This window comes from Bradyrhizobium sp. LM2.9 (assembly GCF_054056555.1).
Genome location: NZ_JBSRYJ010000002.1, coordinates 6,179,321 through 6,193,480, shown reverse-complemented (window position 1 = coordinate 6,193,480; position 14,160 = coordinate 6,179,321). Strand labels below are relative to the sequence as shown.

General features: G+C 65.6%; 13 protein-coding genes. 10 read left to right on the top strand and 3 right to left on the bottom strand.

Going from position 1 to position 14,160, the window contains the following annotated elements; translation table 11 throughout:
• Positions 1-37 precede the first annotated feature (37 nt).
• Positions 38-898, bottom strand: coding sequence for a sulfite exporter TauE/SafE family protein (locus tag ACVWW3_RS31895; RefSeq protein ID WP_456652012.1), 861 nt, complete (start codon positions 896-898; stop codon positions 38-40).
• 503 nt (positions 899-1,401) lie between these two features.
• Here ACVWW3_RS31895 and sdhC point away from each other — a divergent pair.
• The 10 genes from sdhC to ACVWW3_RS31845 all read left to right on the top strand — a co-directional run bounded on the left by sdhC (position 1,402) and on the right by ACVWW3_RS31845 (position 11,758).
• Positions 1,402-1,800, top strand: coding sequence for a succinate dehydrogenase, cytochrome b556 subunit (gene sdhC / locus ACVWW3_RS31890; protein ID WP_247344566.1), 399 nt, complete (start codon positions 1,402-1,404; stop codon positions 1,798-1,800).
• A complete protein-coding gene (gene sdhD, locus ACVWW3_RS31885; RefSeq protein WP_247344568.1) occupies positions 1,797-2,201 on the top strand; it encodes a succinate dehydrogenase, hydrophobic membrane anchor protein in 405 nt (134 codons plus the stop codon). The genes sdhC and sdhD overlap by 4 nt, the downstream gene beginning before the upstream one ends.
• Before the next feature lie 3 nt (positions 2,202-2,204).
• The gene (sdhA, locus tag ACVWW3_RS31880; RefSeq protein WP_247444126.1) at positions 2,205-4,040 is read left to right on the top strand and encodes a succinate dehydrogenase flavoprotein subunit; all 1,836 of its coding nucleotides are present in this window, start codon (positions 2,205-2,207) and stop codon (positions 4,038-4,040) included.
• Positions 4,041-4,083: 43 nt separating this feature from the next.
• Positions 4,084-4,866: a succinate dehydrogenase iron-sulfur subunit gene (locus ACVWW3_RS31875; protein WP_247444127.1), complete on the top strand. Its 783-nt coding sequence runs from the start codon at positions 4,084-4,086 to the stop codon at positions 4,864-4,866.
• Positions 4,867-5,056: 190 nt separating this feature from the next.
• A complete protein-coding gene (locus ACVWW3_RS31870; RefSeq protein WP_456652013.1) occupies positions 5,057-7,231 on the top strand; it encodes an ATP-binding protein in 2,175 nt (724 codons plus the stop codon).
• 170 nt (positions 7,232-7,401) lie between these two features.
• Positions 7,402-8,226, top strand: coding sequence for an FkbM family methyltransferase (locus ACVWW3_RS31865; RefSeq protein WP_456652014.1), 825 nt, complete (start codon positions 7,402-7,404; stop codon positions 8,224-8,226).
• 21 nt (positions 8,227-8,247) lie between these two features.
• Positions 8,248-8,634: a VOC family protein gene (locus ACVWW3_RS31860; protein ID WP_247344580.1), complete on the top strand. Its 387-nt coding sequence runs from the start codon at positions 8,248-8,250 to the stop codon at positions 8,632-8,634.
• 71 nt (positions 8,635-8,705) lie between these two features.
• On the top strand, positions 8,706-9,203 hold the full coding sequence (locus tag ACVWW3_RS31855) for a pyridoxamine 5'-phosphate oxidase family protein (protein WP_456652015.1): 498 nt from the start codon (positions 8,706-8,708) through the stop codon (positions 9,201-9,203).
• On the top strand, positions 9,203-9,445 hold the full coding sequence (locus tag ACVWW3_RS31850; protein WP_247344586.1) for a hypothetical protein: 243 nt from the start codon (positions 9,203-9,205) through the stop codon (positions 9,443-9,445). The genes ACVWW3_RS31855 and ACVWW3_RS31850 overlap by 1 nt, the downstream gene beginning before the upstream one ends.
• Before the next feature lie 186 nt (positions 9,446-9,631).
• Complete coding sequence (locus tag ACVWW3_RS31845; protein ID WP_456672257.1) at positions 9,632-11,758, top strand: OmpA family protein; 2,127 nt, start codon at positions 9,632-9,634, stop codon at positions 11,756-11,758.
• A gap of 160 nt (positions 11,759-11,918) precedes the next feature.
• Here ACVWW3_RS31845 and argG read toward each other — a convergent pair whose 3' ends face one another.
• Together argG and ACVWW3_RS31835 are read right to left on the bottom strand one after the other, a co-directional pair.
• Positions 11,919-13,256: an argininosuccinate synthase gene (gene argG, locus ACVWW3_RS31840; protein ID WP_456672256.1), complete on the bottom strand. Its 1,338-nt coding sequence runs from the start codon at positions 13,254-13,256 to the stop codon at positions 11,919-11,921.
• Between the two features lie 93 nt (positions 13,257-13,349).
• Complete coding sequence (locus ACVWW3_RS31835) at positions 13,350-14,126, bottom strand: phosphatase PAP2 family protein (RefSeq protein ID WP_456647564.1); 777 nt, start codon at positions 14,124-14,126, stop codon at positions 13,350-13,352.
• Positions 14,127-14,160 lie beyond the last annotated feature (34 nt).

The window sequence follows — 14,160 nt, the reverse complement described above, 5'->3', positions numbered from 1 at the left end:
TGCTTCGCTGCGCTCGCAATGACGGAGTTTGTGGCGCCTACAGCCCACCCACAAGGCTCATCACAAACCGGCTGCCGACAATGAAGAGATAACACCCGAACGCCACCTCCAGCGTCCGCTTCGACATCGCATGCGCGGCACGCACGCCGAGCGGCGCGGTGACGAGGCTCATCGGCATCACCAGCACGGCGCCGATCAGGGAGACGTAGCCGAGCGCGAATGGGACTTGCAGGGCTGCAACGCCGGGATAGCTGGCCGCCGCCGGCCAGCCGGCGTAGATGTAGCCGAGCGCGCCGGGGATCGAGATCAGCACCGCGAGCGCCGACGATGTGGCCACTGCCTGATGGATCGGCCGGCCGTAGAACGTCATCAGCAGGTTCGAGAACAGGCCGCCGCCGATGCCCATCAACGTCGACAAAATGCCGACGCAGAAGCCGTAGATTCGCATCAGCGGACCCTTCGGCAAGTCATCTCCGAGCTTCCAGCTCTCGCGCGCGAAGATCAGCCGTACCGCGGCCGACCAGGCGACGGCGACGAACACGATCTTGAACAGCCGCTCGGGCGCGTAGCGCGCGACCACGCTGCCGGCGATGACGCCGATCACGATCGGTAGCCACCAGGCGCGAAGGATGGAGATGTCGACGGCGCCGCGCTGGTAGTGCGCCTGGAACGAACGGATCGAGGTCGGGATGATCACGGCCAGCGATGTGCCGATGCAGAGCGGCATACGCACTTCCAGCGGCACGCCGGCGATGCGGAAGCATTCATAAAACACCGGCACCAGAATCGCGCCGCCGCCGATGCCGAACACGCCGGCCAGAAATCCCGACAGCGCGCCCGTTGCGATCAGCAGCAGCGCGAGCTCGACGATCTCCTTGATATCAAGACCTGCAATCACCCTGACCTGCCCCCCGCGACTGGTCGCAACGTCTCCGGAGCATTCGCTCGGAAATGGCTGCGCGGAAAGCTGTAAGCGATCTGGTTCCCGCGGTCGACACATCGCACTTGCGGGCTGGGGTGGATTGCAGGGTGCGCATATCCGGGAAAGGGCCGCAGAAGCGGGAAGTGACGGGATGCAGACCGGGTCGGGGAGGTCGGCTGGCACACGCCATCGGAAGTTTGGACGGGATGGTCCGTTTAGAGGTGTTCCAACAGCGATTTCAATGACGATGGACGGGAGCACGAAGAAATGAATGAATATTTCCATGCTTGGTCCGTGGACCAGCGCTCTGGTATACCAGGCACCGGATTGGCCTTGTTTCATCAACGCCATAGCGCTGAACGCCGGTTCGATTGATGGCGAATTGGTGATTGCGCACGCCAAATCGACTCCGTAAATAGAGCCGACCTTCCGCGATCCCCGCGCGCCCATGCTGGGCCGCAATAAAGCAATCGAAGCCCATGACCGCACGGATCGAACGACCGCTTTCTCCCCACATGCAAGTCTACCGCTGGACGCTGACGATGGCCCTTTCCATCGTCCATCGCGCCACCGGCATCGCCCTTTACGCCGGGACGCTGCTACTGGTCTGGTGGCTGGTCGCCGCAGCCTCCGGCCACGCCGCCTACGCCACCGTCCAGGCGTTCACCGGCAGCATCATCGGCCGGCTGATCGTGTTCGGCTACACCTGGGCGTTGATGCACCATATGTTGAGCGGCCTCCGGCACCTGGTGTGGGATCTCGGTTACGGCTTCAAGGCCAATGAGCGCGAAGCGCTGACCTGGGGCGCGCTGATCGGCGGCATCGTGCTGACGGTGCTGATCTGGATCATCGCCTACGCGATCGGAGGTGTACGATGAGCGCAGCCGACACCCCGAAGCGCAGCATGCGCACCCCGCTCGGGCGCGTCCGCAATCTCGGCGCCGCACATTCCGGCACCTCCGATTTCTGGCGCCAGCGCATCACCGCCGTCGCGATGACCCTGCTGATGCTGCCGGTGATCGTCGTCGTCATGATGACACTCGGCAGCAACCAGGCCGGCGCCAAGGTGATCCTCGGCTCGCTGCCGATAGCGGTGATCATGCTGCTCTTCATCGTCGCCAGCGTCTGGCACATGAAGATCGGCATGCAGGTCGTGATCGAGGACTACATCCACAACGAGAAGCTGAAGCTCATCTCGGTCATGCTCAACAATTTCTTCTCGATCGCCGTGGCGCTCGCCTCGACCTACGCGATCGTGAAACTTTCCTCCGGAGTGTAACCCATGGCCACAGGAACGAATGGCAAGGGCAACGGCGCTCCCGCCACCAACGGAAAAGCCTATCCGATCGAAGACCACACCTATGACGTCGTCGTGGTCGGCGCCGGCGGCGCGGGCTTGCGCGCCGTGGTCGGCTGCGGCGAAGCCGGCCTCCGCACGGCCTGCATCACCAAAGTGTTTCCGACCCGCTCGCATACGGTCGCGGCGCAAGGCGGCATCTCGGCTTCGCTCGGCAACATGCACAAGGACGACTGGCGCTGGCACATGTACGACACCGTGAAGGGGTCGGACTGGCTGGGCGACCAGGACGCGATCGAATACATGGTGCGCAACGCGCCCGAGGCGGTCTACGAGCTCGAGCACTGGGGCGTGCCGTTCTCGCGCACCGAAGACGGCAAGATCTACCAGCGCCCGTTCGGCGGCATGACCTTGGACTACGGCAAAGGCCAGGCGCAGCGCACCTGCGCCGCCGCCGACCGCACCGGTCACGCCATGCTGCACACGATGTACGGCCAGTCGCTGCGTCACGCGGCCGAGTTCTTCATCGAGTTCTTCGCCATCGACCTGATCATGGACGACCAGGGCACCTGCCGCGGCGTCGTCGCGATCAAGCTCGAGGACGGCACGCTGCACCGCTTCCGGGCACAGACGGTGATTCTCGCGACCGGCGGCTATGGCCGCGCCTATGCCTCCTGCACCTCGGCGCACACCTGCACCGGCGACGGCGGCGGCATGGTGCTGCGCGCCGGCCTGCCGATGCAGGACATGGAATTCGTGCAGTTCCACCCGACCGGCATCTACGGCTCGGGCTGTCTCGTGACCGAAGGCGCGCGCGGCGAAGGCGGCTATCTCGTCAACTCCGAAGGCGAGCGTTTCATGGAGCGTTATGCGCCGTCGGCGAAGGACCTCGCCTCACGCGACGTCGTCTCGCGCGCGATGACCATCGAGATTCGCGAAGGCCGCGGCGTCGGCAAGAAGAAGGACCACATCTTTCTTCATCTCGACCACCTCGATCCCGCGGTGCTCGCCGAGCGCCTGCCGGGCATCTCCGAATCGGCAAAGATCTTCGCCAATGTCGACGTGACGCGCGAGCCGATCCCGATCGTGCCGACCGTGCACTACAACATGGGCGGCATCCCCACCAATTATCACGGCGAAGTGCTGACCAAGAAGGACGGCGACGACAACGCCATCATCCCCGGTCTGATGGCGATCGGCGAAGCGGCCTGCGTCTCCGTGCACGGCGCCAACCGCCTCGGCTCGAACTCACTGATCGACCTGGTCGTGTTTGGCCGCGCCGCCGCGCTGCGGCTGGCCGAAAAGCTCACGCCCAACGCCAAGCAGCCCGAACTGCCGGCGAATTCGGCCGATCTCGCGCTCGGTCGCCTCGACCATTACCGCTACGCCTCCGGTGGTACGCCGACCGCAAAACTGCGCGAAGGCATGCAGCATGTGATGCAGAACAATTGCGCAGTGTTCCGCACCGGCGACATCCTGAGCGAAGGTCAGAATCTGATCGAGAAGGTCCACAGCGGCATCACCGACATCGCCGTGTCCGACCGCTCGCTGGTGTGGAATTCCGACCTGATCGAGACGCTCGAATTCGACAATCTGATCTCGCAGGCGGTGGTGACGATGAACTCGGCCGCCAACCGCACCGAGAGCCGTGGCGCGCATGCTCGCGAGGACTTTTCCGACCGCGACGACAAGAACTGGATGAAGCACACGCTGGCCTGGCTGGAAGACTCCGGCAAGGTCAAGATCGAGTACCGCCCGGTTCACGACTACACCATGACCAACGACGTCCAGTACATCCCGCCCAAAGCTCGCGTTTACTAAGCGGCGCGCGTGTATTGATCGAACAGCGAAGGCCTTAATCGAAATGGTTGAATTCGCACTTCCGAAGAACTCGAAAATCACCGGCGGCAAGTCCTGGCCGAAGCCCGCGGGCGCGACCGAAACGCGCGAATTCCGCGTCTATCGCTGGAATCCGGACGACGGCAAAAATCCGAGCGTCGACACTTATTACGTCGACACCCATGATTGCGGTCCGATGGTGCTGGATGGCCTGATCTGGATCAAGAACCATATCGACCCGTCGCTGACCTTCCGCCGCTCCTGCCGCGAAGGCGTCTGCGGCTCCTGCGCGATGAACATCGACGGCCAGAACACGCTGGCCTGCACCCGCTCGATGCACGACGTGAAGGACGGCGCGGTGAAGATCAATCCGCTGCCGCACCAGCCGGTGGTGAAGGACCTGGTCCCCGACCTCACCAATTTCTACGCGCAATATGCGTCGATCGAGCCGTGGCTGAAGACGACCTCGCCGACGCCGCAGAAGGAATGGAAGCAAAGCCACGAGGACCGCGAGAAGCTCGACGGCCTCTACGAGTGCATCCTCTGCGCCTGCTGCTCGACCTCCTGCCCGAGCTATTGGTGGAACAGCGAGCGCTATCTCGGTCCCGCCGCGCTGCTCCAGGCCAACCGCTGGGTGTCCGATTCACGGGATGAGGCCACCGGCGAGCGCCTCGACGATCTCGAGGATCCGTTCCGCCTCTACCGCTGCCACACCATCATGAACTGCGCCAAGGCATGCCCGAAGGGCCTCAACCCGGCGGAAGCCATCGCCGAGCTCAAGCTCAAGCTGGTCGAGCGCCAGATCTAGGCGTCATTCATGCTGCGATGCCCGGCTGAAACGGCCGGGGCATTCTATGGCGGGCGCCTGTTGGAGTAGATTTCTCCTCCGCTCCCCGAGCGAGCGCACCGGCGGATTGCAACCTACGGTTACCGCCACAAGCCGCTTCCTTCCCGGCGTAAAATTCAAGTAAGCTCTCCGGTGTGGGACCGGAGCGACCGTGCAGGGCGCGCAACGCAATTCGCTGAGACTGTTGCAGTGGATGATGGGCGCATCCCTGGCGCTCCCGATTGCGTTGTTCGCGATCGCATCCTCGATCTCCTACACCTCGACACACGACATCGCCGACCGCGAGATCGAGCGCACCCTCGATGTCGCACATGAGCACGCACTCAAGGTGTTCGAGACGATCGACCGCAGCCTCGCCGAGCTCAACGAGGTGGTGCGCGGCCTGCCCGACGACGTCATCCGCTCGCGCGAACCGGCCCTGCACCGCCGCCTGAAGCAGCTGACCTTATCGCTGCCGCAGCTCAAATCGGCCTGGATCTTCGATGCGGACGGAAAGTCGCTGGTCAACAGCCTTGCCTCGCCGCCGCCGGAGCAGAGCTTTGCGGACCGCGACTATTTCTATGCCCATGTCGACCAGACCATCGGCACATTCATCGGCGCCTCGCTGACGCCGCGCGCGCCCTATCAGGGTGCTCGCTTCTTCGGGGTCAGCCGCCGCCGTGACTCCGACGACGGCAGTTTCATCGGCGTGATCCAGGCCTCCGTCCTGCCCGAATATTTCGAGAGCTTCTATGCCAGGATCGGCTCCGATCCCGGCAGCTTCTTCGCGATGGGACGCACCGACGGGGTGGTGCTGGCGCATCTTCCGCGGCTCGACCGCGACCTTCGGCTCGATCCCAACGGACCGGTCGGCCGGAACATCGCAGCTCAGCCCGAGCACGGCCTCATCACCGTCGCATGGGCTTCGGACGGAATCGAGCGCCGCATCGGTTACCGGCGCGTCGCCGAATATCCGATCTATGTCAGCGCGGGGCTCGAGACCTCGGCCATCCGCGCGCGCTGGTTCGCCACCATGGGCCAGCATCTGGTGTTCGGCGTTCCCGCCACCGCGCTGCTGTTCCTGCTGCTGGCGCTGGCGATCCGGCGCACCCAGCATCTCCAGGCCGAGGCCGCAGCGCGACGTGAAGCCGAGGAAGCACTCAAGCACAGCCAGCGCCTGGAGGCGCTCGGGCAGCTCACCGGGGGCGTCGCGCACGATTTCAACAACCTCCTGACCGTGATCCGCGCCTCCGTCGACCTGTTGAACCGGCCGCAACTGAGCGAGGAGCGGCGCCAGCGCTACATCACCGCCATCGCGGACGCGGTCGCACGCGCGGCCAAACTGACATCGCAGCTGCTCGCGTTTGCGCGGCGCCAGACCTTGAAGCCTGAGGTGTTCGACGTCGGCGCGCGGATGCAGTCGCTGCACGACATGCTCGCGACGCTGCTCGGACCCGCGATCGAAATCGCGATGCGGCTGCCGGCCGAGCCCTGCCTCGTCAATGCCGATGCAAGCCAGTTCGAGACGGCGTTGATCAACATGGCGACCAATGCGCGCGATGCCATGCACGGCAAGGGCAGGATCGTTTTCAACGTCGAGACCGTGACGACGATTGCGGAGACGCGGGCTCCCGTCTCGGGCGGCCATCACCGTACAGCCACCCATGATCTTCCGGGTCATCTGGGCTTCGTCAGCATTGCCGTCAGCGACACCGGCATCGGCATTCCGGCTGCGCGGCTCGAGCGCATCTTCGAGCCGTTCTTCACCACCAAGCAGGTCGGCCACGGCACCGGTCTCGGACTGTCGCAGGTGTTCGGCTTCGCCCGGCAGTCCGGCGGCGAGGTGACGGTCACCAGCGAGGTGGGCCAAGGCAGCACCTTCTCGCTCTATCTGCCGCGCGTGGCGCCGCACCTGCTGCCGCAGCGGCAGGCACCGAACACGGCCCCGGCAGTGGCCGGCAGCGCCATGTCGGTGCTGCTGGTCGAGGACAATATCGAGCTCGCCAATTTCGCCGCCGACGGCCTCACCGAACTCGGCTACAGCATCACGCTGGTCGACAATGCAACCGATGCACTCGCCGAGCTGGTCATGGACGCCGATCGCTTCGATGTCGTTTTCTCGGACATCGTGATGTCGGGCATGACCGGGCTCGATCTCGCGCAGGCGATCCGCGACCGCGGCATCGGCGTGCCGGTCGTGCTGACGACCGGCTACAGCGAGGCACTGTCCCAGGACGGCAATTTCGATTTCGAGCTCGTGCAAAAGCCCTACGCAATCGATCAGCTGTCGCGCATCCTGCATCGGGTCGCCCGGCTCCGCCGGGTGCGTGGCGGCGCTGCCGAATGATCCGGCACATGGAACCAGGACAAGATGATGAAGATGGTCAAGAAGGCGGCGTGAGGCGTAGCTCGGACGGTGCGCAGCGCAATCCGGGAAAGCCCGTACAGACGTCTTCCGCCGTTGGAGTCCCCGGCAAAACCGGCTATGCATGCGCCGCTTGCAACGAGGACTCCGACTTGACGACCGACAATGCCCCTTCGTCCGCGCCATTCGGCGCGTTTGCGCCGAATCCGGCGCAGGCCGCGATCATCGGCCTCGCACAACGCTCGGGGCTGAAGCGCGGCGCATTCCGGCCCTGGATGTCGCGGCTGGTCAATTTGCTGCGCGGTGGTCCGGTCGACGTGACGTATCAGGGCGCCTCGTTCCGGTTCCATCACCAGGGCAGCGCGACCGAGCGCGGTGCGCTGTTCAATCCCGGCTACAATCTCGACGAGCTCGACTTCCTGCGCCAGCACACCCCAGCGGGCGGCGTGTTCGTCGACGTCGGCGCCAATGTCGGCACTTTTGCGCTGGTGATGGCGCAGCAGGTCGGGCCATCAGGGAAAGTGGTCGCAATCGAACCGCATCCGATGACGTTTGGGCGGCTCTCATTCAACCAGGCCGCATCGAAAGCGACGCAGGTGCGCCTGGTGCAGGCTGCCGCAGGCGACAGCGACGGCGAGCTCATGATCGAGAGCGGCGGCGGCAATCTCGGCGCCACCCACGTCGTCACCGGCACCGCCAGCGCGGAGGCCATCAAGGTCCCGTCGCTGCGGCTGACGCGCATTCTCGACGAGGCAGACGTCACGAAGGTGGACGCGTTGAAGATCGACGTCGAAGGCTTCGAGGACCGCGTGCTGATCGGCTTCTTCCGCGACGCGCCGCAATCGCTATGGCCGCGCGCGGTGGTGATCGAGCATCTGTCACAAAAGGAATGGCAGCAGGACTGTATTGCCGACATGGTCGCGCGCGGCTTTGCCGTTGCGCGCAAGACGCGGAGCAATACGTTCCTGTCGCGCTGACGACAAACGACGGAGGTTGCGATGATCGACCATATGGGCTTTCCGGTCTCCGACTATGAGCGCGCCAAGGCGTTCTACGCCAAAGCGCTGGCGCCGCTCGGCTACAGCCTGATCATGGAGGTCACGCAGGAGCAGACCGGCCACGATCCGGCCGCCGGCTTCGGCGCCGACGGCAAGCCGGATTTCTGGATCGGCGGCGAGGGCGCGCTGAACAAGCCGGTGCATGTCGCGATCACGGCCAAGGACCGCTCCGCGGTGGACGCGTTCTACAAGGCGGCCTTGGCCGCCGGCGGCCGCGACAATGGACCACCCGGCATTCGGGCGCATTATCATCCGGACTATTACGGCGCGTTCGTGCTCGATCCCGACGGACACAACATCGAGGCGGTTTGCCACGCGCCGGAATAGATAAGTTCCGTCTTTCGGCCGGAACCTCGTTCCGCGCCCGCCGTTGTCGTCTCTTGCAACAGGAGCACGATATGGCCAACGACAATGCCCGCGACGTCGACCGCGATTTGAACCGCGCCTGGGATCTGATGAAGACGATCGGATTCGCGATGCTGGTGACGCGCGACGGCGACAAGCTCCGGGCGCGGCCGATGAGCGCCTATCTCGATCGCAACGCGAACACGATTTATTTCCTCAGCGACGCGCGGTGTCACAACGACGAGGAGATCGCGCGTCACCCGTCCATCAACCTGTCGTTCGCGGATGCCGGGAGCCAGAAGTACGTTTCACTGACAGGCACCGCAATCGTCTCCAACGACCGTGCGAAGATCAAGGAGCTGTTCTCGACGCCGGCCAAGGCGTGGTGGGACTCTGCCGAAGATCCGAACATCCGCGTGCTCAAGGTCACGCCTGATGATGCCGAGTTCTGGGACTCGCCCGGCACCGTGATCTCTTATGTGAAGATGGCGGCTGCGGCGGTGACAAACACGCGGCCCGATATCGGCGATAACCGCAAGGTCTCGATGTAATGCCGATCGAGCCGCCCGAGATTCCGCCGTCGACACCCGGCACGCCCGCCGAGCCGCCGCCGGGGATTCCGCCCGGTAATCCGCAGCCCGAAATCGCGCCGCCGGTGCGCGAGCCCGGCTCGCCAGCGCCGCCCGACGAATTGCCGGGCCGCATGCCTGAAGAGATTCCATCGCGCGGACCGAACGGCCCGCTCACACCGAATCCCGCGAAGGACGCAAGTCCGCCGCGGGATCGCGTTTGAGACCGAGCATCAGGTCTGAGGCAATTGCAACCTGCGTCTGAATGCGCAATGAACGTCACTATAGTGAGGTGATTTGCGTACAGAAATAAATCGGCCCACGACCGCTTTGTCCGCCACAATCCGGCCTAACGCGTAGCTGTTCATCCCAACACGTCGTCAAAGAACCTTCCGGGGAAGTTCACCATCATGACTAATCTTCGTTTCGTGCTGCTTGCCACCACGGCTCTGACCGCGATGCAATTGGCAAACTCGGCATCGCATGCGCAAAGCGCAGCGCCGCTCGTGGTCGCGCAGGCGCAGCCACAGGAAACCGGCCCTGACGGAAAACCGAAGCAGCCGCCGAAGGGACCACCAGCGGCCGCGCCGCCGGCGGCGCCCGCGCGCCCGGCCGCACCGCCGCCCGCAGCTGCACCGCCCCATCCGCCCGCGGCGCCTCCGCCGGCCGCCGCACCGCCGCGCCCAGCAGCGCCGCCACCGCCACCTGCGGCCCGTCCGACGCCCCCACCGCCGCCTGCCGCGCCGAAGCCGCCTTCGCCGCCGCCGGCTGCGGCTCCGCAACAGCATGCGCCGCCTCCAGCACCGCCCGCGGCGCGCCCGGCTCCCACGCCGCCGCCCGCCGCGGCTCCGCAGCAGCACGCGCCCACGCCACCGCCGCCTTCGGCTCGTCCGACGCCGCCTCCCGCAGCGGGCCCTTCGGGACGGCCCGCGCCTGCTCCCACGGCGACGCCTGCTCCGGCACCTGCCGCTCCCACAGCGCGCCCGGCGACGCCTAATGCCCCAACCGCCACGCCCGCTCCGACAGCAACCCCTGCGCCGACTGCAACCCCGGCTCCGCGCAGCACGCCGGGCACGCCGCCGACCGGCCGCCCCGGTGCACCGCCCCCTGGCGGACGTCCGGGCGCGCCTCCGGCCGCAGGGTCACCTGCTCCAGGCGCTACACCCGCACCGACCGCCACGCCGGCACCCGGTGGCGCTCCGACGCCGCCGCCGACCGGACGTCCGGGCTCGGCTCCCGCACCCGGCGCTACCCCGGCCCCGACAGCGACGCCCGCCCCAGGCGGCGCCGTAACGCCCCCACTCGGTCGTCAGGGTGGAACCCCTCCTGCTGGCGCGCCCGCTGCGGGAGCTCCGCCGACCCAGCCGCAGGCAGGTGTCCCACCCCGGCCGACGCCTCCCCCCGGGGCCGCAGCGCCGAGCACCGTCCCCGGCTCGGCGGCCGCAACCCCACCGCCCAACAGGGCGCAATACGCTCCGCCGACGGTTGCGCCGGCCTTCCGCGCCGCGCCCACGACGACCACACCCCTGCCTCCACCGCCGCGTCCGCCACAGCGTGATCTGACGCCGATCGCGATCGGTGCAGGTGTCGTCGCCGGTGCTGTGATCGGCGCCACCATCGCCGACTACCGCAACCAGCGACGCGAATCCGTCGAAGGCGGCCGCACCGTTTACACCGAGCCGGACCGCATCATCGTTCGAGATCCGGGTGGGCAGACATACGTCCGCGGCAACGATCTCTATCGCTTCCGCTATGGCGCCCGCGACATCCGCACCGACACTGTCGGCGGCGATAACCGCACCGTGGTGATCCGTCCCGACGGCAGCGAGATCATCACCGTGGTGGGTCAGGACGGTCGATTGCTGCGTCGAATCCGCAGGGACCCAGCCGGGCGCGAGATCATCATCATCGACAACAGCTATCGCGATCCGCGGTCGGTCGGCGGCTTCTACGTCGACGCGCCGCCTCCGGTGGTCAACATTCCCTACGATCGCTACATCGTCGACGCCGAGGAGGCGTCGCCGGACGTGATCTACCAGACCATGGTGGCACCGCCGGTGCAGCGGATCGATCGCCGCTACACGCTCGACGAGATCCGCTACAGCCCCAATGTTCGCATGCAAATGCCGAGCATCGACGTCAACACGATCAACTTCGAGACAGGATCGTGGACCATCCCACCGGACCAGGCGGAGAAGCTGCAAGCGATCGCCGACGGTCTCAACCGCGCTATCCAGGCCAACCCGCGCGTGGTCTTCCTGATCGAAGGTCACACCGACGCGGTCGGCAACGACGTCGACAATCTGTCATTGTCGGACCGCCGTGCGCAATCCGCGGCCGAATTGCTGACCCAGCAATTCAGTGTGCCGGCTGAGAACCTGACGTCGCAGGGCTACGGCGAGCAGTACCTGAAGGAGCAGACGCAAGAGCCGAGCGCGATCAACCGGCGCGTCACCGTCCGCAACATCACGCCATTGCTCAACGGCGGCCAGGCCTCACTGCCGCCGCCCCCGCCAGGCACTGCGCCGCCGCGCTGAGGCGACACACAAATGCAAAATGGACGGGAGCGATCCCGGCCATTTTTATTTTGTTATTGCGAGCGAAGCGACGAAGCAATCCAGACTATCGCTGCGGAAAGATCCTGGATTGCTTCGCTTCGCTCGCAATGACGAATGAGGCAACAGTCCCCTATTCCGGCTAACCCTTGTCGTTCTCCAGCCGGAAGATCTGCGAGCCTTCGCTGCCCGAGAGCAGACCAGTGTCGCTGTAAAGCTTCAGCTTGGCGCGGGTATCGTTGATGTCGAGGTTACGCATGGTGAGCTGACCGATGCGGTCGGCCGGTGTAAACGCCGCGTCCTCCACCTTCTCCATGCTGAGCCGCTCCGGCGCATAGGTGAGGTTGGGGCTCTCGGTATTGAGGATCGAGTAGTCGTTGCCGCGACGCAGCTCGAGCGCCACCTCGCCGGTGACGGCGCGCGCGACCCAGCGCTGCGCGGTCTCGCGCAGCATCAGGGCCTGCGAATCGAACCAGCGACCCTGATAGAGCAGGCGGCCGAGACGCATGCCGCTGATGCGATATTGTTCGATGGTGTCCTCGTTGTGGATACCGGTGACGAGGCGCTCATAGGCGATGTGCAGCAGCGCCATGCCCGGCGCTTCATAGATGCCGCGGCTCTTGGCTTCGATGATGCGGTTCTCGATCTGGTCGCTCATGCCGAGGCCGTGGCGGCCGCCGATCGCGTTGGCTTCGAGGAACAGCGCGACGGGATCGCTGAAGGTCTGGCCGTTCAGCGCAACCGGCTGACCTTCCTCGAAACGCACCACGACCTTCTCGGCCTTGACGCTGCAGTCGTCGCGCCAGAACGGCACGCCCATGATCGGGTTGACGATCTTGATGCCGCTGTCGAGGCTTTCGAGATCCTTGGCCTCATGCGTGGCGCCGAGCAGATTGCTGTCGGTCGAGTACGCCTTCTCGGCGCTCATCTTGTAGGCAAAGCCCTGCGCCGTCATGAAGGCCGACATCTCGGCGCGGCCGCCGAGCTCGTCGATGAACTGCTGGTCGAGCCAGGGCTTGTAGATGCGCAGGCCCGGATTGGTCAGAAGGCCGTAGCGGTAGAAGCGCTCGATGTCGTTGCCCTTGAAGGTCGAGCCGTCGCCCCAGATGTTGACGCCGTCTTCCTTCATCGCCGCGACCAGCATCGTGCCGGTGACGGCGCGGCCGAGCGGCGTGGTGTTGAAATAGGTGATGCCGCCGGTCGAGATGTGGAAGGCGCCGGACTGGATCGCGGCGATGCCTTCGTGGACGAGCTGCGTGCGGCAATCGACCAGCACCGCTTTCTCGGCGCCGAACTCCATCGCCTTGCGCGGAATCTCGTTGTAGTCGGCTTCATCCGGCTGGCCGAGATTGGCGGTATAGGCGTAGCAGCGCGCGCCCTTCTGCTTCATCCAGAGCAGCGCCGCGCTGGTGTCGAGGCCGCCCGAAAAAGCGATACCGACTTTCTCACCCTTGGGCAGGCTTTTCAGGATCGTGGTCATGGGGCTTCCAATCGGTCTCGAAGGGCTGATGTCGTTTCACGGGTTGACCGCGCGATTATCAAATTTCGCGGGTCTCGGCACCCATTTAATGGCTCAAACTGAGGGCTCGGCGCCCGTCTTGCGGCCGAACAGGCGCTGACGAAGCCTGTAGGCGGGCCAGTTCAGCCGGGTCAGGGTGGCATCGACCGCCGCGTCCGAGAACCGGGTCCGCGGCCAGCGGTAGATCAGCGCGAAGGCAAACCAGATCACGACGAAGGTCACGAGGCCGGCGATCGAGACATCGGTGAAGAAGTGGCCGCCGAAGGCCATCCGCAGCCCGCTGGTCACGAGGCCGAACACCACCGCTCCGGCATAAGCGAGCGGCCGCCACGCCGGCGGCGCCAGTGCTGCCGGCGCCAGCGTCCAGAACGCGGTCGCGCCCTCGCCCGAGAAGAACGAGCAGTTGCGCGCGCAGCCGCCGCGCGGATCCCACCACGGCACGAATTGCTGGTCGCCGGCAAACTGCGTCACCACCACCGGGCGCGGCCGACCCCAATAGGTCTTGAAGGTGAGATTGGTCAGGATGCCGGCCGACAGGATGATCGTGACCAGCAGGAAGACGATCGCGCGCCCCGATACCATCAGCGGGCGGTCGGGACGGACCATCTTGACCACAAGCGCGATCAACGGAGGCAGCACGAACGCCCAGGAGACCCACATCGCGGCATCGCGCGCGAAGCCGGCCCAGCCGTTCAGCTTGAGCGGAAACGTCTTGGTGTCAGGGTCGAAAAACAGCGCGGCGAGCTTGAGATCGAGCTCGGGATAGAGGCCGAAAACGACGCCGATCACGAGCCACAGCGCCAGGGCGATGAAGAGTCCGGTCCGGTTCATGGCGCGCGGTTTAGCGGAGTGGGGCGGGGATGGA